Source organism: Mucilaginibacter achroorhodeus, from assembly GCF_007846095.1.
Lineage (GTDB): Bacteria > Bacteroidota > Bacteroidia > Sphingobacteriales > Sphingobacteriaceae > Mucilaginibacter > Mucilaginibacter achroorhodeus.
The window spans coordinates 310,448-329,936 of the sequence record NZ_VOEI01000001.1 but is presented as its reverse complement, the minus strand read 5'-3'; the positions used below and the strand labels follow the sequence as shown (position 1 = coordinate 329,936).

General features: G+C 44.5%; 17 protein-coding genes. 15 read left to right on the top strand and 2 right to left on the bottom strand.

The features are described from left to right. Positions 1-265: 265 nt before the first annotated feature. From mraZ to FPZ42_RS01470, 15 genes are all read left to right on the top strand, one after another. Positions 266-730, top strand: a complete 465-nt coding sequence (gene mraZ / locus FPZ42_RS01540; RefSeq protein ID WP_146268739.1) for a division/cell wall cluster transcriptional repressor MraZ — start codon at positions 266-268, stop codon at positions 728-730. Further along, positions 723-1,625: a 16S rRNA (cytosine(1402)-N(4))-methyltransferase RsmH gene (gene rsmH, locus FPZ42_RS01535; protein WP_146268738.1), complete on the top strand. Its 903-nt coding sequence runs from the start codon at positions 723-725 to the stop codon at positions 1,623-1,625. The genes mraZ and rsmH overlap by 8 nt, the downstream gene beginning before the upstream one ends. Then, positions 1,622-2,035, top strand: coding sequence for an FtsL-like putative cell division protein (locus FPZ42_RS01530; protein WP_146268737.1), 414 nt, complete (start codon positions 1,622-1,624; stop codon positions 2,033-2,035). The genes rsmH and FPZ42_RS01530 overlap by 4 nt, the downstream gene beginning before the upstream one ends. Next, positions 2,035-4,119, top strand: a complete 2,085-nt coding sequence (locus FPZ42_RS01525; RefSeq protein WP_146268736.1) for a penicillin-binding protein — start codon at positions 2,035-2,037, stop codon at positions 4,117-4,119. The genes FPZ42_RS01530 and FPZ42_RS01525 overlap by 1 nt, the downstream gene beginning before the upstream one ends. Beyond that, positions 4,116-5,576: a UDP-N-acetylmuramoyl-L-alanyl-D-glutamate--2,6-diaminopimelate ligase gene (locus FPZ42_RS01520; protein WP_146268735.1), complete on the top strand. Its 1,461-nt coding sequence runs from the start codon at positions 4,116-4,118 to the stop codon at positions 5,574-5,576. The genes FPZ42_RS01525 and FPZ42_RS01520 overlap by 4 nt, the downstream gene beginning before the upstream one ends. Continuing rightward, positions 5,576-6,817 carry a phospho-N-acetylmuramoyl-pentapeptide-transferase gene (gene mraY / locus FPZ42_RS01515; RefSeq protein WP_146268734.1) on the top strand — a complete coding sequence of 414 codons (1,242 nt, stop codon included), beginning with the start codon at positions 5,576-5,578 and terminating at the stop codon, positions 6,815-6,817. The genes FPZ42_RS01520 and mraY overlap by 1 nt, the downstream gene beginning before the upstream one ends. A 32-nt stretch (positions 6,818-6,849) precedes the next feature. After that, entirely contained in the window at positions 6,850-8,241 is a 1,392-nt protein-coding gene (gene murD / locus FPZ42_RS01510) for a UDP-N-acetylmuramoyl-L-alanine--D-glutamate ligase (RefSeq protein ID WP_146268733.1), read from the top strand. A gap of 65 nt (positions 8,242-8,306) precedes the next feature. Continuing rightward, complete coding sequence (locus tag FPZ42_RS01505; RefSeq protein WP_146268732.1) at positions 8,307-9,509, top strand: FtsW/RodA/SpoVE family cell cycle protein; 1,203 nt, start codon at positions 8,307-8,309, stop codon at positions 9,507-9,509. Positions 9,510-9,602: 93 nt separating this feature from the next. Then, entirely contained in the window at positions 9,603-10,706 is a 1,104-nt protein-coding gene (gene murG / locus FPZ42_RS01500; protein WP_146268731.1) for an undecaprenyldiphospho-muramoylpentapeptide beta-N-acetylglucosaminyltransferase, read from the top strand. A gap of 97 nt (positions 10,707-10,803) precedes the next feature. Then, positions 10,804-12,159, top strand: a complete 1,356-nt coding sequence (gene murC / locus FPZ42_RS01495; RefSeq protein ID WP_146268730.1) for a UDP-N-acetylmuramate--L-alanine ligase — start codon at positions 10,804-10,806, stop codon at positions 12,157-12,159. Positions 12,160-12,190: 31 nt separating this feature from the next. After that, a complete protein-coding gene (locus FPZ42_RS01490; protein ID WP_186458664.1) occupies positions 12,191-13,066 on the top strand; it encodes a cell division protein FtsQ/DivIB in 876 nt (291 codons plus the stop codon). A gap of 4 nt (positions 13,067-13,070) precedes the next feature. Then, positions 13,071-14,420, top strand: coding sequence for a cell division protein FtsA (ftsA, locus tag FPZ42_RS01485; RefSeq protein ID WP_146268729.1), 1,350 nt, complete (start codon positions 13,071-13,073; stop codon positions 14,418-14,420). A gap of 255 nt (positions 14,421-14,675) precedes the next feature. After that, on the top strand, positions 14,676-16,295 hold the full coding sequence (ftsZ, locus tag FPZ42_RS01480; protein WP_146268728.1) for a cell division protein FtsZ: 1,620 nt from the start codon (positions 14,676-14,678) through the stop codon (positions 16,293-16,295). Between the two features lie 187 nt (positions 16,296-16,482). Beyond that, positions 16,483-17,721: an aminotransferase class I/II-fold pyridoxal phosphate-dependent enzyme gene (locus tag FPZ42_RS01475; protein WP_146268727.1), complete on the top strand. Its 1,239-nt coding sequence runs from the start codon at positions 16,483-16,485 to the stop codon at positions 17,719-17,721. 349 nt (positions 17,722-18,070) lie between these two features. Then, complete coding sequence (locus tag FPZ42_RS01470) at positions 18,071-18,247, top strand: histone H1 (RefSeq protein ID WP_146268726.1); 177 nt, start codon at positions 18,071-18,073, stop codon at positions 18,245-18,247. A 197-nt stretch (positions 18,248-18,444) separates the two neighbouring features. On the opposite strand, the gene dapA is transcribed toward FPZ42_RS01470, so the two are convergent. Both dapA and FPZ42_RS19305 read right to left on the bottom strand, forming a co-directional pair. Continuing rightward, on the bottom strand, positions 18,445-19,323 hold the full coding sequence (gene dapA, locus FPZ42_RS01465; RefSeq protein WP_146268725.1) for a 4-hydroxy-tetrahydrodipicolinate synthase: 879 nt from the start codon (positions 19,321-19,323) through the stop codon (positions 18,445-18,447). A 38-nt stretch (positions 19,324-19,361) separates the two neighbouring features. Continuing rightward, positions 19,362-19,487 (bottom strand): hypothetical protein, encoded by a 126-nt coding sequence (locus tag FPZ42_RS19305; protein ID WP_261382204.1) that lies wholly within the window; start codon positions 19,485-19,487, stop codon positions 19,362-19,364. Positions 19,488-19,489 lie beyond the last annotated feature (2 nt).

The following is a 19,489-nucleotide window of genomic DNA, read 5'->3' as shown; positions in this document are numbered from 1 at the left end:
TTAAGGCATTTAATGTTTCCCATTTCTACCACCAACGCACATATGGCAGATTTTAAATGCTGCTAAGTGGTGAGTAAGGAGTTAAACCTTAATTATTTACGCTTCAATCAACATGATTATCCGTCTTGCTTGATGTTTGATTTTTCGGCGCTTGGAACAAAACAAGACCCCTTAAAAATTGTTGAAAACTTTTAAGTGGTAAAAGGTGGTAAAAAGTGGTAGAAGTGTTTTACTTTTACGTTACAAAAATTGCCGACAATCTAAAATGTCCTATTTAACCGGAGAATTTGAATGTAAACTTGATGCCAAGGGGCGGATGATGATCCCTGCTGGCCTAAAGAAACAGCTTCCAGAAGCTGATACTGAAGGGCTTGTGATCAACCGCGGCCTCGAAAAGTATCTTGTTATTTACACAAAAACCGAGTGGGACAAAAAGCTTGATGAGCTGAGCAAACTTAACGAATACGACAGGAAAGTTAACCAGTTTGTGAGATATTTTACCGGTGGTGCTACTACAGTAGAGCCGGATGCGGCCGGTAGGATAAACCTGCCGAAAGGTTTGATGGAGTACGCAGGTATTACCGGCGAAGTGGTTTTAACTTGTATGTTAAATAAGGTAGAGATCTGGGATAAAAAAGCGCATCAGCAAATGTTGAGCGATGAGCCCGAAAACTTTGCCGACCTGGCCGAAGAGGTGATGGTGAAAAGAGGAAAGGGTGGCAATGAGTAATTACCACGTACCCGTTATGCTGCAGGAGTGTATTGAGGCATTAAATATCAAGCCAAATGGCACTTATGTAGATGTAACCTTTGGTGGTGGTGGCCACTCGCGCGAAATAATGAAACACCTGGGCGATGGCGGCAGGTTGCTGGCTTTTGACCAGGACGAAGATGCGCAGCGCAACACGATAGACGACGGGCGTTTTGAGTTTATTGACCAGAACTTCCGTTTTCTGAAAAACTTTGTGCGTTTGCATGATGCTATGCCGGTTGATGGGATACTGGCTGATCTGGGTGTATCATCGCACCAGTTTGATGAAGCCGATCGCGGTTTCTCTATTCGTTTTGATGCGGAACTGGATATGCGCATGAACCAGGCATCTGACCTGAGTGCTAAAGAAGTGGTAAACACTTACAGCGAAGCGGATCTGCACCGTATTTTTGGCGTTTATGGCGAAATCAAAAATGCCAAAACGCTGGCAAAAACCATTGTTACCGCAAGATTAAACGGTCCGCTGAATGCGATAGCAGACCTAAAGAATGCGATGAATGGTTTGATCCCCCGCGGTAAAGAAAACAAATATCTTGCGCAGGTTTTCCAGGCGCTGAGGATAGAAGTTAACCAGGAACTGGAGGCTTTAAAAGATTTCTTAGAGCAATCAGCAGATGTGTTAGCACCTGGCGGCAGGTTGGTGGTAATGTCTTACCACTCGCTTGAAGACAGGCTGGTAAAGAATTTTATCGCCAAAGGTAAATTTAGCGGCGAGGTAGAGAAAGACATTTACGGTAATGATAGCAGGCCTTTGGATGCTGTTAGTCGCGGGGCGATAACCGCAACCGAAGAAGAGATAAAAGAAAATAACAGGGCACGCAGTGCAAAACTTAGAATAGCTGTAAAAAGATGAGTAACCGTTTACGTACAGAAATTCTGGAAGAAGAGGAGGAAGCAGCAAAACAGCTTGTTGTTGAGGAGAAGCCGCGCAAAAAAGAGCTTCCGGACAATTTGCTAACGCGTTTCCTTACCAAAGGTGTCATCAGTACTGATGATGCCACCCGCGCGCTGCCTTTTATACTATATCTGGCTATGCTGGGTATGTTCTACATCGCCAACAGGCACTTATCAGAAAACAACATACGCGAGCTGGATAAAGTGAGTAAGGAAGTTAAAGAGCTAAGCTGGGAATACAAAAGCACTAAGGCTGATCTGGCTTTTAAAAGCACACTTACCGAAGTGGCTAAACGCGCAGACACACTTGGCCTGAGAGAGAGTAACGAACCACCACAAAAAATAACAGTAAAGGAGGATGCGCAGTAATGGGTATCAGAACTAACATACTATTAAGGGTTTACCTCGCATTTGGGTTGATTCTTTTATTTGCAGGCGCTGTTTTGTTTCAGCTTTGCCGGGTGCAGTTATCGCAGGGCGAAAAGTGGAAGGCTATGGCCCGCAACCTGTCAACCCGTTACCGCAACATTGAAGCGGCGAGGGGTAACATATTTTCTAACGACGGCAGTTTGCTGGCTACATCGGTACCTGAGTACGAGGTGCGTATGGACATGCTGGCCGTATCAGATGACAAGCTGTTTGATGAAAAAGTAGATTCGCTTGCACAAAAGCTTTCTGCATTTTTTGGCGATAAATCGGCACGCGAGTATTCAAGGATGTTCCGCGATGCACGCAAAGACAGCTCGCGCTACCAATTGGTTAGGCGCAGGGTTACTTATAATGAATTGAAAGAGATGCGCACCTTCCCCATCTTTAAAATGGGTAAGAATAAAGGCGGCTTAATCGCCGTGCAGCAAAATAAACGCATTTTGCCATTCCGCGCGTTGGCGGCACGTACCATTGGTTACAAAAATGAAAACGTAAAGAACCCGGTAGGCCTTGAGGGTGCCTATGCGGATTATATAAACGGAGAAAGCGGTAAACGCCTGGAGAGCCGTATGGCAGGCGGCGTTTGGATGCCGGTTAATGATGACGATGAAGTTGCGCCAAAAGATGGTGCAGACATTATATCTACCATTGATGTAAACATGCAGGACCTGGTGCAGAATGCTTTGCAAAAGCAATTGATATACACCAAAGCAGACCACGGCACCGCCATCCTGATGGAAGTTGCTACTGGTGAGGTAAGGGCGGTGGCCAACTATACCCGCATGCCCGATGGTTCATTTAAAGAGAAATTTAACTACGCCATTGCAGGCAACCAGGATCCCGGTTCAACCTTTAAGCTGGCATCATACATGGCGCTTATTGAGGACCATAAGGTAGACACCAGCACTATGGTTAACACCGGTGAATATCCTATCCCGGGCCATACCATTAAAGATTCGCACGGTAGTATAGGCAGGGTATCTGTTAAAAAGGCATTTGAAAAATCATCAAATGCCGCGGTGGCTTATCTGGTAAATACAAGTTACAGGGACAACCAGGCTAAGTTTACAGATCATCTTTATGATTGGCACCTGAACGAAAAAATGAACTTGCAGATACCAGGTGAGGCACGCCCGGTAGTTAAAAACCCAAGCAACCGCAGTTGGAACAAGAACATGACCCTGCCGCAGATGGCATACGGTTACGAGATGCAGCTTACCCCGTTAAAGATGCTCACCTTTTACAACGCAGTGGCTAACGATGGTAAATTGATAACGCCTGTTTTTGTTAAGGAGATAAGAAGGTTAGGCAACACGGTTGAGCGTTTCCAAACCCGCGTAGTGAACGATAAGATATGTTCTGACGTGACCCTTAAAAAGATGCGCGAGATGCTTGAGGGCGTGGTGCTGGAAGGTAGCGGCCGCGAATACGTTTACAATCCGCTTTACAAAATAGCAGGTAAAACCGGTACAGCGCAGGTGGCTGATGCCAACAAAGGTTACAAAGCCAAAAAGCAGTACCAGGCATCGTTTTGTGGGTACTTCCCGGCAGACAGACCTAAGTATTCATTGATCGTGGTTATCAATGACCCTAAAAATGGTTACTACGCTGCTTCGGTGGCAGGGCCGGCTTTCAGGGAAATTGCAGATAAGGTTTACGCCGGTGATATGGAACTGAACCAGTCGCCGATAAGATATGTGGGCAACACCACCTTGCCAAAATACAAGCAGGGCAATGTTAAAGCACTTAAAAAGGTTTACGAAAAACTGAGCCTTAAGCCGCTTTATGCTTCAGCAAATTTAAACTCTGTGGATACCAGCAACGGTATCGGCTTTGAAGATAACAAGTACAAAACAGGCACCGTGCCAAACGTAACCGGCATGGGTTTAAGCGATGCATTGTTTGCATTAGGTAATGCCGGCTACAAAGTATCAGTAAAGGGAAGTGGATCGGTAATAAATCAATCTGTTACCGGGGGGAGTACAATACCTAAAGGATCAAAAATTTTAATTGAACTGCAATGAGATACCTGAGCGATATAGTAGAAGGAGTAGCCTTTACCGAACTGCAGGGCAGCGCGGATGTAGAGATAACCGCCATTGTTTTTGATTCGCGCAAGGTTGTGCCGGGCTGTATGTTTGTAGCTGTTAAAGGCACGGCTGTAGACGGCCACGACTATATTGACCAGGCTATAAAAGACGGTGCGGTTGCCATTGTATGTGAAGAATTACCTGCACATACCGCAGCAGAGGTTGACTTTTTAATGGTTGCCAACTCAGCAAAAGCTTTGGGCACCATGGCAGCCAATTTCTATGAGAATCCATCTACCAACTTAAAGCTGGTTGGGGTAACGGGCACCAATGGTAAAACTACTATTGCCACGTTGCTTTATAAGCTTTTCCGCGATATGGGTTATAAGTGCGGTTTGCTTTCAACGGTAGAGAACCAGATAAACGGTAATATTATTCCTTCAACGCATACCACGCCTGATCCGGTGGCGCTGAATAAGCTATTATCAGACATGGTTGATGAGGGTTGCGACTACTGCTTTATGGAAGTTAGCTCTCATGCAGTAGCACAGCACCGTATCGAGGGTTTGAAATTTTCAGGGGCGATATTCTCGAACCTTACGCATGACCATTTAGACTATCACAAAACTTTCGACAGCTATCTGAAAGCTAAAAAGGCATTCTTTGATAACCTGCCTAAAAACGCTTTTGCATTAACCAATACCGACGATAAGAATGGTAATGTAATGCTGCAAAATACCGCGGCGCACAAAAAGAGCTATGGCCTTAAAAGCATGGCAGATTATCGCGCACGTATCATAGAAAACCAGTTCAGCGGCTTGTTACTGAACATTGAGAACGAAGAAGTGTGGTTTAAACTGGTAGGTACATTCAATGCTTACAATCTGCTTGCGGTTTATGCAGCGGCTATGTTATTAGAGCAGGATAAAGCCAAAGTATTGGTAAGCTTAAGCAAATTAACCGGTGCCGAAGGTCGTTTTGAATATTTTACTGCGCCTAATAAAGTAATAGGCATTGTAGATTATGCCCATACGCCTGATGCCGTGCAGAATGTGTTGAGCACTATCCACGACATTCGTAAGGGTAATGAGAAAGTGATAACCGTTATCGGTTGCGGCGGAGACAGGGACAAAACCAAACGCCCGGTGATGGCAAAGGTAGCCTGCGAATGGAGCGATAAGGTGATCCTTACTTCAGATAATCCACGTACGGAAGATCCTGCGCAGATCATTAAAGACATGGAAGAGGGTGTTGATCCAGCCTTTAAGCGTCATACGCTAAGCATTGCAGATAGAAAAGAGGCTATTAAAACAGCCTGCATGCTGTCACAGCCCGGAGATATCATTTTATTAGCCGGTAAGGGGCACGAGAAATATCAGGAGATCAATGGCGTAAAAAACCATTTTGATGATATGGAAGAATTGGAAGAACAATTTAAACACATGGTTTAATGCTATACTACCTGTTTAACTACCTGAACAAGAATTACACCATTCCCGGCACGGGCGTGTTCCAGTATATCACGTTCCGAATGGCTATGGCGGTAATTGTATCGTTATTGGTAACAACGGTTTTCGGCCGTAGGCTGATCGATTATCTGCGTTTTAAACAGGTAGGTGAAACAGTACGCAACCTTGGCTTAGAGGGCCAGATGCAAAAGTCAGGCACGCCAACAATGGGCGGTATCATCATTATCCTGGGAATACTTATCCCAACCTTGTTGTTTGCTAAACTGGATAACATCTACGTGATCATGATGCTGATAACAACCGTATGGTTGGGTTTGATAGGGTTCCTTGATGATTATATTAAAGTATTTAAAAAGAATAAAGAAGGCCTTGCAGGCAAGTTTAAAATAACCGGCCAGGTAGGTTTGGCGCTCATTATCGGGTGGACGATGTATTCAAACACATCCATTACCATTCGCCAGGAAGTAAAACTTCCGGTTAAGTATGATGCCCCGGTTGATTTTCACATGCGTGGCGATAAACCGGTTTACACGCAGGATGTAAAATCAACCAAAACAACCATGCCGTTCTACAAAAACAATGAGTTTGATTACGGTAAGGTGCTTAAATTTTTGGGAAAAGGTTATGAGCAATATGCGCTGCTGGTGTTCATGGTGTTTGTTATCGTCATCATTACGGCGGTATCCAACGGGGCAAATATAACCGATGGTATTGATGGCTTGGCAACGGGTACATCGGCAATTATCGGCCTTACGCTGGCTATACTGGCCTATGTATCGGGTAACATCATCACTGCCGATTACCTGAACATTATGTACATACCCAACTCGGGCGAGCTGGTGATCTTTGCAGGTGCCTTTGTGGGTGCATGTGTTGGTTTTTTATGGTACAACTCATATCCGGCCCAGGTATTTATGGGCGATACAGGTAGTTTGGCAATCGGTGGCATCATCGCAGTGTTTGCCATCATCATCCGTAAGGAATTATTGGTACCGGTGCTTTGCGGCATTTTCCTGGTAGAGAACGTATCCGTAATGATGCAGGTAGGCTGGTTTAAATTCACCAAAAAGAGATATGGCGAAGGCCGCAGGATCTTCCTGATGGCACCATTACATCACCATTACCAGAAAAAGGGATTTCACGAAGCCAAGATCGTTACGCGCTTTTGGATCATCTGTATTTTCCTGGCGATACTAACGGTGATAACGTTGAAGCTCCGTTAGTGATTGGTGATTAAAGAATAGAGATTAGTTAAATGAACGAAAATAAAAACATATCATCCCAAACAGCTACCTCTCCTTCGGAGAGGGCTGGGCAGAGGCTTTGCATCCTCGGTGCCGGCGAAAGCGGTGTTGGTGCGGCCTACCTGGCACAGCAGCAGGGGTATGATGTTTTTGTTTCTGACTTTGGCGCTATAGCAGATAAGTATAAAGAACAACTACAGCAATGGAATATTTGCTTTGAAGAAAGCGGACATACCGAGGCTGAGATCCTCAGCGCTGTAGAAGTAGTAAAAAGCCCGGGTATACCTGAGAAGGCACCCATTATCAAAAAGCTGCGCGAGGCAGGCATCCCTGTAATATCTGAGATAGAGTTTGCAGGCCGCTACACCGATGCAAAAATGATATGCATAACCGGCTCTAATGGTAAAACTACTACCACCAGCCTTACTTATCATATTCTTAAAAATGCCGGGCTTAATGTAGGCCTTGCAGGCAACATCGGTAAAAGCTTTGCCTACCAGGTGGCTACAGAAAAGTTCGACTGGTATGTGCTGGAGATAAGCAGCTTTATGCTTGATGATATGTACCGCTTTAAGGCTGATGTAGCAGTGCTATTGAACATCACGCCAGACCATTTGGACAGGTATGAGTACAAGCTGGAGAATTATGCGGCATCAAAATACCGTATTACCCAGAACCAGACCGAAGCCGATTACTTTATCTACTGTGCAGATGATGCAGAAACGATAAAGGTACTTGACGGTAAAGAAATTGCAGCGCAACAGCTGCCGTTTTCGATAGAAAAACAACTGGTGCCGGGAGCATATCTCGATGCCGACAACCTAATTATAAACGTTAATAAACAACATTTTCAAATGTCAATCAACGAACTGGCCTTGCAGGGAAAGCACAACATCTACAATTCTATGGCTTCGGGTATCGTAGCCAAGGTGCTTGAGCTACGTAACGATACGATGAGAGAGAGCATGGGTAACTTCCGCAATATTGAGCACAGACTCGAGTCGGTTGGCAAGATATCTGGCATCAGTTTCATAAATGATTCAAAAGCAACCAACGTAAACTCTACCTGGTACGCTTTAGAAAGCATGACAACCGATGTTGTTTTGATACTGGGCGGTGTTGATAAAGGTAATGATTATAGTATGCTGCGGGATCTGGTTAAGCAAAAGGTGAAAGCCATAGTTTGCCTTGGGAAAGATAATAAGCGCATACACGATGCCTTTGAAGATGAGGTAGAGGTAATAGTAAACACCAATTCGGCACAGGAAGCAACACAGGTGGCTTACCATCTGGCTTCAAAAGGCGATACGGTTTTACTATCGCCGGCCTGCGCAAGTTTTGATCTTTTTAAAAATTACGAAGACCGCGGCAACCAGTTTAAAGCGGCGGTAAGAGAGCTTTAGACGGCCTCCTAAAGGGAAGAACCGAAGTTTAAGATTAAATTAAGTAACAAAGAAAAATAAAGATAATGAGCACGACGGCAGCAGACCAAGCTACTCAAAAACTTCCCTTTCAGGGGATTGGGGCGCTCTTGAACAACGTTAAAGGCGACCGTTGGATATGGCTGATCGTGATATTGCTGTCGGTGATATCATTACTGGCGGTATACAGCTCTACAGGTACGCTGGCTTATAAAAGAGGGCAAGCTAATGAGTTCATCCTCATGAAACACCTGTTTATGATAGTAGGTGGTTTGGCGCTGATGTATTTTTCGCACCTGTTAGATTACCGTTATTATGCAGGTATATCTAAACTGCTAATGGTTATTACTATTCCATTGCTATTATACACGCTTTTATTTGGTAATCACGTTAATGATGCCAGCCGCTGGATCTCTATCCCTGGTACCGGTTTAACGTTCCAGACATCCGATTTGGCTAAACTTGCGCTTATTACCTACCTGGCCCGTACGCTATCGCGCAAGCAAGAAAACATTAAAGACGTGAAGCAATCATTCATTCCAATTATGGGGTCGGTTTGTGTTGTCTTTATATTAATTGCATTGGCAAACTTGTCAACAGCTTTGATGTTGTTCGGTGTAAGCATTTTGTTATTGATCATCGGGCGTATCAGCATTAAGCAAATAAGCGTGGTTTGTGCAGCAGGCGCAATCTTATTGTTGGGCGTTGTGTTTTTAGGCCCTCGCCGTACCACTTACATTTCGCGTGTACATGCATTTATGCATCCCGAAACTGCTAACCCGGATAAGTCATTCCAATCAGACCATGCCAAGATAGCTATTGCTACCGGTGGTGTTTTTGGAAAGGGTCCCGGCAACAGTACAGAACGTAACTATTTGCCTCACCCATATTCAGATTTTATATACGCAACTATCATAGAAGAGTATGGTTTGCTTGGCGGGTTCGCTCTGGTGGCTATCTACCTTTTTCTGTTGTACCGGTGTATAAAAATTGTAACGGCAGCACCCAAGGCTTTTGGCGCATTGCTGGCTTGTGGTTTAAGCTTTAGCCTTACCATACAAGCATTTGCAAACATGGCAGTAGCAGTTGGTTTAGGCCCGGTAACAGGGGTACCGCTGCCACTGGTAAGTATGGGTGGTACATCAATACTGTTCACCAGCGTGGCGTTTGGTATCATCCTTTCGGTTAGCAGGGATATAGATGAACCAAAGAAAGTGGTAGTAGGTGAGATAAGGGAAGTGGCGGCGTAACCCGCAGTGATTAGAGATCGGTGATTTGAGATTAGTGATAAGGGCTCTCTTTTAGGATTTAGTTTTTAGGATTTAGAGTTTAGAATATAAAATATGAGTAAAAGGATCATCATAAGCGGCGGCGGTACAGGGGGGCACATATTCCCGGCTGTATCTATTGCCAACGCGCTGAAAAAGCTTGATCCGGATACCGAGATACTGTTTGTAGGAGCCAATGGCCGCATGGAAATGGAAAAGGTTCCGGCGGCCGGCTATAAAATTATCGGGTTAGATATTACCGGCATCCAGCGTAAATCGCTCTGGAAAAATGTAATGTTCCCCATAAAACTGTTACGCAGTGTGCGCAAGGCCCTGCAAATTATAAAAGATTTTAAGCCCGATGCCGCAGTTGGTGTAGGTGGTTTTGCTTCGGGGCCGCTGCTTTATGCAGCATCGTTACGTGGGATACCAACGCTTATACAAGAGCAAAACTCTTATGCAGGTATTACCAACAAGTGGCTTGGTGCGAAGGCACGAAAGATATGTGTGGCTTTTGATGGTATGGAAAAATTCTTCCCGTTTGAGAAGATCATCAAAACCGGTAACCCTATCCGTAAGGAGTCGGTAAATATTGCCGGTAAGCATATGCAGGCGCTGGAGTTGTACAAGCTGTCGTCATTCAAGAAAACCATCCTGATAACGGGTGGCAGCCTTGGTGCGCGCACATTGAACAACAGCATTATGGCCGGTATAGAAAAGCTGATAGCGGCTGATGTACAGGTGATATGGCAAACAGGTAAATTTTATTACCAAAGCATATTTCAGCAATTGGGGCCTGATAAACACCCCGATATTTGCGTGGTAGAGTTTCTAAACCGTATGGATCTGGCTTATGCCGCAGCTGACGTAATTATTTCACGTGCGGGCGCAGGAACAATTGCCGAGTTATGTGTGGTTAAAAAGCCGGTAATATTGGTGCCTTCGCCAAATGTTGCCGAAGACCACCAAACTAAAAATGCGCTGGCACTGGTTGAAGAGCGGGCGGCAATTTTCATTGCTGATAGGGATGCCGAAGCAAAACTGGTTGACAGGGCACTTGAGTTACTAAAAGACAACGATTTACAAAAAACATTAGGCAATAACATTGGCAAACTGGCCCTGCCGGATGCCGATGAGGTAATTGCAAAAGAAGTTATCCAAATAACAAACAACAATTAAAGTAAAAGCCTCCCGCTTAGGGCGGGAGGTCTTTTTAAAAATTAGTTAGTTAGTTTCCCGGTATTATCGGGAAGAGATTAGGAGTAAAAAACTAAAAATGGAATTAAACAACATAAAACGAGTATACCTGATTGGGATCGGCGGCATAGGCATGAGTGGCCTTGCACGCTATTTCTATCACCTGGGTTGTGTTGTTTGTGGTTACGATAAAACGCATACGTCACTTACAGAGGCGTTGCATAACGAAGGTATTTGCATTGTATACGAAGATCTGAAGGACAGCATACCAATGAGTTTTCAGTCTCCTGATGAAGGAACGCTGATCATTTACACACCTGCTATCCCTAAAGATTCGGCGATACTCAATTATTTCCGTGAAAGCGGGTTTGAGCTGTACAAACGCTCGCAGGTGTTAGGCATCATCAGCAAGGGCATGTTTACCATTGCCGTTGCAGGTACGCATGGTAAAACTACCACCTCGTGCATGATAGCGCACATCTTGAAAGATTCGGGTAAAGATTGCTCGGCTTTTCTGGGTGGTATATTATCAAACTATCAAACCAATGTGCTGTATGGGCAAAACGATATTGTAGTTGTTGAGGCTGATGAGTATGACCGATCGTTCTTAACACTTCATCCAAATATCGCTATTATCACATCGATGGATGCCGATCATTTGGATATATACGGCGACCATTCAAAACTGGAAGAATCTTTCCTCCTGTTTGCTTCACAGCTTAAGCAGGGAGGTACTTTAATATACAGGCAGGGTTTGCCGTTAAACAACGGCTTTACCTACGCCATGAATGATAATGCGCAGGCTATGGCCACAAACGTACGCATTGAAGAGGGTAGCTTCTTTTTCGACTTTAACGATGGAAAGGTAAGCATACCGAACATACGTATGGGTATTGCCGGTCTGCACAATGTTGAGAATGCTACTGCAGCTATTGAAGCAGCCCTGCATGTTGATGTTGACCCTGATGCCATCCGCGAAGCGTTGGGCTCTTTCAAAGGAGTTAAGCGCCGTTTTGAGTATATTATTAAAACCTCGGAAACTATTTTTATTGATGACTATGCACACCATCCCGAGGAGTTGCGTGCTGCGATATCATCGGTAAGGAAGCTGTATCCGGAGAAAAAGCTGACGGTTATATTTCAACCCCACTTGTTCACCCGCACCCGTGATTTTGCCGATGGTTTTGCAGAGGTATTGAGCATGGCTGATGAGACTATCTTACTGGATATTTATCCGGCACGAGAACTGCCGATTGAAGGTGTTACCAGCGAGATGATCCTTAATAAGATGACGCTTGCAAACAAACGTAAGCTGGGCAAACAGGAATGTATTGATACAATACGTAATGAAAAACCGGAGCTGCTGCTTACGGTAGGTGCAGGCGATATTGATGCAATGGTGCAACCATTAAAAAGTGCTTTAGAAAATGTTTAAGAAACGCATTTGGAAACCACTCTTAATTAGTTTGGGTTGGCTGATAAGCCTCTCGGGCCTGGTGGTGCTCATGAGTTTCATTGAAGTGAAAAAGGCAGAGTTGGTTTGCAAAAAGGTAAAGGTATTTATTCCTGGCAACCAGTACTTTATCGACAGGCAGGAGATAGACAACATTTTGGGCGCAAGTGGTAAAAACCTGGTTGGCCGCAGGCTGGAGAATATTGACATCCATGCTTTGGAAAATAAGCTAAAGCATAACCCATTTGTGGAATATGCCCGCGTTTACGAGGATATGGATGGCACTTTGCAGGTAGAGGTAGTACAACGCAAGCCTATGCTGCGTGTAATGAACCGCTTTGACCAGGATTTTTATGTAGACGAACATGGCATGAAAATGCCGCTATCGCAAAACTTTACCGCAAGGGTATTGGTTGCTAATGGTTTTATTGATGAGTTATTTGCCAACAAGGTAGATTCATTACACACCGTTTTAGCAAAGGATATTTACAAAACTGCAGATTTCATCAGGAAGGATTCACTGTGGGAAGCGCAGATAGCGCAGATCTACGTGAATGAGAACCATGAGATAGAGCTGATACCGCGGGTAGGCAACCAGCGCATATTGCTGGGTAATGCCGATTCGTTAAGTACACGTTTCAATAACTTGAAAGTGTTTTACAAGCAGGCACTGCCAACTGTTGGCTGGGAAGCTTATAAAGTTATCAATATAAAATACCTTAACCAGGTAGTGGGGGTTAAGAACGAAACGCTTTTAGACTCGCTTAAACGCCGCAAGGCATTTGAGGCAGATTCAATAAAGCGTGCACAAATTAAACTGGACACGGCGAAGGCAGACAATGCGCCGGTTATAGAAAGTACGGATAAAAAGACATCTATTAAAAATTAAAAGTATGGACAAAAGTTCGACACAAGAGAAAAGCTCGCCAATTGTAGTAGGCCTTGATATTGGTACTACTAAAATTTGTGCAATTGTTGGCCGCAGGAGCAAGAATGGCAAGATCGAGATTTTAGGGATAGGAAAGGCGGAGTCGGCGGGTGTCACGCGTGGTATGGTATCAAATATTGATAAAACCGTGCAGGGCATAGTACAGGCAGTAGATGTGGCCGGTTCGCAGTCGAACGTTGAGATAAGGATCGTAAATGTTGGTATTGCCGGCCAGCACATTAAAAGTTTACAGCATAGGGGCTTAATTACCCGCCGCGACCTGTCGCAGGAGATAGGCCGTAAGGATATCGATAAACTGGTTGAAGATATGTACAACCTGGTAATGCCTCCGGGCGAGGAGATCATCCATGTGCTGCCACAGGAATTCACCGTTGATAACGAGCCGGGTATCAAAGATCCTATCGGTATGGCAGGAGTGCGTTTGGAGGCTAACTTTCATATCATATCAGGCCAGGTAACTGCCATTAAGAATATTGTAAAATGTGTTAACAAAGCACAGTTGGAAAGCCAGGAACTGATCCTTGAACCACTTGCCTCATCAGAATCCGTACTGAGCGAGGAAGAAAAAGAAGCAGGCGTTGTGCTGGTAGATATAGGTGGCGGTACAACAGACGTGGCTATTTTCCACGAAGGTATTATACGCCACACTGCAGTTATTCCGTTTGGTGGTAATAGTGTAACTGAAGATATCCGCGAAGGTTGTTCAGTTATGCGCAACATTGCTGAGCAATTGAAAGTAAGGTTTGGTTCTGCTTTGGCCGAGGAGAATAAAGAGAACGAGATCGTTTGTGTTCCTGGTCTGCGTGGCCGCGAACCAAAAGAGATTTCTGTTAAAAATCTTGCCTTTGTGATACAAGCCCGTATGGAGGAGATCATAGAGCATGTTTACTACGAAATAAAATCATCAGGCTACGAGAAAAAGCTGATAGCAGGTATAGTAGTAACCGGTGGTGGTGCTCAGTTAAAGCATTTAACCCAGCTGATAGAGTACGTAACCGGTTTAGATTGCCGTGTAGGTTACCCTAACGAGCACCTGGCCAAAAACGAAGTATTGCCTAAAGCTACATATGAGGATATGCAAAGCCCTACCTACGCAACCGGTATTGGCTTACTGATAAAAGGTATCCAAAAGATGGAGTATGATGGGGTAACGGCAACACCTGCAGCTTCAACGGTTAAACAGGAAAAGGTAAAATATACTGATGACCGCAAGTTTGGCTTGCTGACCAAAATTTTAGAATCGGGTAAGAAATTTATTAAGGACGATATAAAAGATGAGGATTTCTTGAAATAGACTCACCACCAACCCCTCTTGCGAAGCAAAGAAAGGAGCAAAACCCTCTTTCCGCGCAGCGAAGAGAGGGTCGACGAGCGAAGCAACGTCGGGGTGAGTAAAAACTCGCGAGGAGTTGAGACAAGGACTTTTTCCACAAACAATAACTTTTCCACATTATAAACGATTGTGGAAAAACCCTGTGGAAAAACTGTTATCATTACATTAAGTAAATCTATCTAATCGTCGAAATACATATAGCTGAAAATAAGGATTATGCAGTTTGAGATGTTAAAGGAAAAATCGTCTATCATCAAAGTTATTGGTGTTGGCGGTGGCGGCGGCAACGCAGTAAACCATATGTACAGGCAGGGAATCACCGGTGTTGATTTCATTATTTGTAACACCGATGCCCAGGCGCTCGAACTGAGCCCTATTCCAAACAAGGTGCAGTTGGGTGCCAGCTTAACTGAAGGTATGGGCGCCGGCTCTATCCCCGAAGTTGGTAAAAACTCTGCCATAGAAAACATTGATGACATTAAGGAAATGCTGGGCAGCAATACAAAAATGCTTTTCATCACTGCTGGCATGGGCGGTGGTACCGGTACCGGTGCAAGCCCTATCATAGCGAAGGCTGCCCGCGAACTGGATATCCTTACCGTAGGCATTATTACTACTCCGTTCTCTTTTGAAGGCAAGCGCCGTAAAATGCAGGCTGAGGAGGGTATGGAAGAACTTAAAAAGTATGTAGACTCATACCTGGTTATTTCAAATGACAGGCTTCGCCAGATATTTGGTAACTTAACCATGAGCTCTGCATTTGCACAGGCCGATAACATTTTAACAACTGCCGCTAAAGGTATTGCTGAGATCATTACCCTGCCCGGCTATATCAACGTTGACTTTAAAGATGTACGCACCGTTATGAAAGATAGCGGCGTATCTATAATGGGCAGCAGTAGCGCCGAAGGCGAACACCGTGCATTAAAGGCGGTTGAGGGTGCATTGGCATCTCCGCTGCTGAAAGATAATGAAATTGAAGGTGCACGTTACATCCTCCTGAACATAAGCTCTGGTGACAGCGAAGTTACTATGGATGAGGTAAGCATTATTACTGATTACATACAGGAAGAAGCCGGCCTTGCTGCAGACCTTATCTGGGGTAACTGTAAGGACGAGAACTTAGGCGATAAGTTATCGGTAACCATTATTGCAACCGGTTTCCAAACCAAAGACGAGCGCGAGAAAGAGAACAACAATAAGAAAGTAGTATCAATGCTGGTGCCTGAGAATGAGCCACTGGTAAAACCTGTAAATGAATTTATCACCCCGGTTAAAGATGATACCGACCTGGTTGCGCAGCCTTACATGAAAAGCACTGTTAAGGAAGAGCCGAAACAAACCGGTTTGTTTGATCTGTTTGCCCGTGCCGAAGAGCAGGACAAACATGAAGGCAATGTTGTTAGATATAACCTTACTGAGGAGGCACCTGCAGCACCGGAAGAAACCGATGCTACGGAGTTTACTTTTAAGGTGACTGAAACAGTTATGAACTTTGAGCCGGTTGCAGCGCCGATACAACAGCCCGAGCCGGAACCAGAACCGGAACCACAGGCACTTAGCGCTGATGACGGCAAAACGGATGAGTCTATAGAGGAGCAACTGCGTAAATCGCGTGAGCGTATTATGCGCCTTAAGGATCTGAGCATGAAACTGCGTAACGGTAACATCCAGGAACTGGAAAATGTACCGGCTTACAAACGCAAAGAGATTGCATTACAACAAACGCCGGCATCTGATGAAAGCCAGGTGTCAAGGTTCTCGTTACTGCCTGATAGCGATGGCAAAACCGAGATCAGGAACAACAATTCGTTCCTGCATGACAATGTCGACTAATTGATTAAACCCGATCCCAAGCCTTTCAAATTAACTTTGGAAGGCTTTTTACTTTCCTAAACCTTTCTAAAAAAGCTGGTTCAAACAAATTGGCTATAAGTTAGTTTTGCAACAAAGCGCCCATTTGTGGTTTAATCAGCCTGCCTTAGGCTATATTTGATGTGTTATTTTTTAGAGAGAAACTATTTTGGATTTATTTGACAAGATCAATAAGAACGTTGGGGGGCCGATAGGGCAGCACCAAAAGTGGTCGCACGGATATTTTTCGTTCCCAAAGTTAGAAGGTGAGATAGCACCTCACATGCAATTTAATGGCAAAACCCACCTGGTGTGGAGCCTTAATAATTACCTGGGTTTAGCCAATCACCCCGAAGTGCGCGAGGCCGATGCTAAAGCGGCGGCTGATTACGGAATGGCTTACCCCATGGGTGCCAGGATGATGTCTGGCAACACAAAACATCACGAAGAACTGGAGAACGATCTTGCTAAGTTTGTAGGCAAAGAAGCAGCCTTTTTATTGAACTACGGCTATCAGGGTATGGTATCTATTATAGATGCATTGGTTGACCGTAACGACGTTATTGTGTACGATGCTGAATCGCACGCCTGCATCATTGATGGCGTTCGCCTGCATATGGGTAAACGCTTTGTTTACAAGCATAACCATGTGGATAGCTTTGAAAAGCAATTACAACGCGCAGAGCGTATCACTATGCAAACCGGTGGCGGCATCCTGGTAATTACCGAAGGTGTGTTTGGTATGTCTGGTGCGCAGGGTAAGCTAAAAGAAATAGTTGCGCTTAAAGACAGGTATAAGTTCCGAATACTGGTTGATGATGCGCACGGCTTTGGCACTATGGGTAAAACCGGTGCGGGTACCCACGAGGCGCAGGATTGCGTTGAGGAGATCGATATCTTTTTTGGAACCTTTGCCAAATCTATGGCAGGCATAGGCGCTTTTGTGGCAGCCGATAGCCAGATCATCAGTTACCTGCGCTATAATATGCGTTCTCAAACCTTCGCCAAGGCATTACCTATGCCAATGGTGATAGGTTTAAAAAAACGCTTCGAGCTTCTTAAATCAAAACCAGAGCTGCGCGAAAAATTATGGACGGTAGCTACAACCCTGCAAAAAGGTTTAGTGGAACATGGCTTTGACATTGGTGTAACCAACAGTATGGTAACCCCGGTGTTTTTAAAAGGAGACCTGATGGAAGCAACAAGCCTTACCCGCGATCTGCGAGAAAACCATGATATATTCTGTTCTATTGTGGTGTATCCGGTTATCCCTAAGGGCTTAATTATGCTTAGGCTGATACCAACCGCCTTGCACACCCTTGATGACGTACACAAGACGCTAACAGCCTTTGCCGCCGTAGCAGCAAAACTTACCGACGGACACTATAAGGAAGCTATCGCATCATAGATTTTTAAAAAAACTTTATTATCCTGCGCAAAACACGCAGGATTTTTTTGTTTATGCCATTTAAAGCAAATGGATGCGGTTTTTATAACTAGAAAGGCGTTTGGTTAAATGTTAAATAAAAAAATTATGAGTTAGTAAATAAAAACACAATAAATGTCAAACTGGCCTTTAAACAGTTGTTGCAGTATACTTCAAAAAGCTTTAAAAACTGCTTGTTTATAGCTAAAAATGTGGAAAAAAACCGCGTAGATGCCCTTTTATTATGCCTAAAAAAATTTTTAATTTAGATAAAAGCAATTAGCTTAGCTTTAATTAAACAGTAAACCTCAAATTTAAAGGAGTAGTCACAATGAAAAAATTCGAAGAAGTAAAACAACTGGTTGCATCATTAGAGGCAGATGCTGACAAATTTTACAACAAAGGTAACAGCGCTGCTGGTACCCGCGTTCGTAAAGGTATGCAGGATCTTAAGAACTTAGCACAAGCTATCCGTCTTGAGGTTCAGGATACCAAAAACAAAGAATAATTTGCCCGCATAAGGTTAATTTACTTTTAAAATAAAAAATCCGGCAGCTGAGAAGTTACCGGATTTTTTATTTGATTATTATTCTATATGTCATTGCGAGCGATAGAGCGGCAATCTCCTCGCGTTAATGTAAGCGAGGAGATTGCTACGTCGCTCACGATCCTCGCAATGACATGGGTATGCAAAAGACGGGGCTCTTACTTCACCACCTTCAACTGCTCGCCGATCTTAGCATCAGCAGCGGCGCTAATATTAACCAGCGGAAGGCGTATGGTATCTTCGCAAACGCCTAATTGCCTCAGTGCTGATTTTACACCTGCCGGGCTGCCTTCGGCAAACATAAGGCGTGTAAACTCTATCATACTATAATGCGAAGCGTGTGCGCCTTTAAAATCGCCCGCAAGGCATTTTCTGATCATGTCTGAAAACTGGCGCGGCAAAGCGTTACCAACTACAGATATCACACCAACGCCGCCCATTGCAACCATTTGTAACGAGATGGGATCATCGCCGGATATCACCAAAAAATCTTCCGGTTTATCGCGGAACAGTTGGTTCAGCAGATCGAAATTCCCGGATGCTTCCTTTATACCGATGATGTTCTTAAATTCTTTGGCTAAACGCACGGTAGTTTCTGCAGCCACAGAAGAGCCTGTGCGGCTTGGTACGTTGTACAGGATGATCGGTAGTTTTGCAGCTTCGGCGATAGCCTTGTAGTGCTGGTAAATACCTTCTTGCGTAGGCTTATTATAATGCGGACTTGCCGAAAGGATTGCATCATAGCCATCGATATTAAATTCAGCAATTTCGGCAACAGTTTCGCGTGTGTTGTTGCCGCCAATACCGGCAACAAGCGCAACACGTTTATTCACGGTCTTAGCAGTAAACTCCCACACCTTCTTCTTCTCTTCCTTAGTCAATGTGGCGCTTTCGCCGGTTGTACCTAATGATACGAGGTACTCCACCCCGCCATCAATCAGGTGGCCTATCAGCTTACTTAAAGCCGGGTAGTCCACCTCTCCGTCTGCCTGAAAAGGAGTAACCATTGCCACTCCTGTTCCGTGAAATCTGTTCATGTTCAAATATTAAAGGTCGCTAAGATAATAATTAGAGATTAGAGGCCGGAGATTAGTGACCAGTTTTTTACAGAACGGCTTTGATTTGGGCGTTTACCGCCGTTAGGCAGGCCGGGCTTTTCGTTCATACGCCGCCGGGCATTAGGCACATGGCCTGTATCCACTG

What these genes read in the sequence shown, in the direction of transcription:
- FPZ42_RS01470 (WP_146268726.1), top strand. Translation starts at nt 18,071, where the DNA reads ATGAAAAAATTCGAAGAAGTAAAACAACTGGTTGCATCATTAGAGGCA.
- mraZ (WP_146268739.1), top strand. Translation starts at nt 266, where the DNA reads ATGTCCTATTTAACCGGAGAATTTGAATGTAAACTTGATGCCAAGGGG.
- dapA (WP_146268725.1), bottom strand. Translation starts at nt 19,323, where the DNA reads ATGAACAGATTTCACGGAACAGGAGTGGCAATGGTTACTCCTTTTCAG.
- ftsZ (WP_146268728.1), top strand. Translation starts at nt 14,676, where the DNA reads ATGCAGTTTGAGATGTTAAAGGAAAAATCGTCTATCATCAAAGTTATT.
- FPZ42_RS01530 (WP_146268737.1), top strand. Translation starts at nt 1,622, where the DNA reads ATGAGTAACCGTTTACGTACAGAAATTCTGGAAGAAGAGGAGGAAGCA.
- murG (WP_146268731.1), top strand. Translation starts at nt 9,603, where the DNA reads ATGAGTAAAAGGATCATCATAAGCGGCGGCGGTACAGGGGGGCACATA.
- rsmH (WP_146268738.1), top strand. Translation starts at nt 723, where the DNA reads ATGAGTAATTACCACGTACCCGTTATGCTGCAGGAGTGTATTGAGGCA.
- murC (WP_146268730.1), top strand. Translation starts at nt 10,804, where the DNA reads ATGGAATTAAACAACATAAAACGAGTATACCTGATTGGGATCGGCGGC.
- FPZ42_RS01525 (WP_146268736.1), top strand. Translation starts at nt 2,035, where the DNA reads ATGGGTATCAGAACTAACATACTATTAAGGGTTTACCTCGCATTTGGG.
- ftsA (WP_146268729.1), top strand. Translation starts at nt 13,071, where the DNA reads ATGGACAAAAGTTCGACACAAGAGAAAAGCTCGCCAATTGTAGTAGGC.
- mraY (WP_146268734.1), top strand. Translation starts at nt 5,576, where the DNA reads ATGCTATACTACCTGTTTAACTACCTGAACAAGAATTACACCATTCCC.
- murD (WP_146268733.1), top strand. Translation starts at nt 6,850, where the DNA reads ATGAACGAAAATAAAAACATATCATCCCAAACAGCTACCTCTCCTTCG.
- FPZ42_RS01520 (WP_146268735.1), top strand. Translation starts at nt 4,116, where the DNA reads ATGAGATACCTGAGCGATATAGTAGAAGGAGTAGCCTTTACCGAACTG.
- FPZ42_RS01505 (WP_146268732.1), top strand. Translation starts at nt 8,307, where the DNA reads ATGAGCACGACGGCAGCAGACCAAGCTACTCAAAAACTTCCCTTTCAG.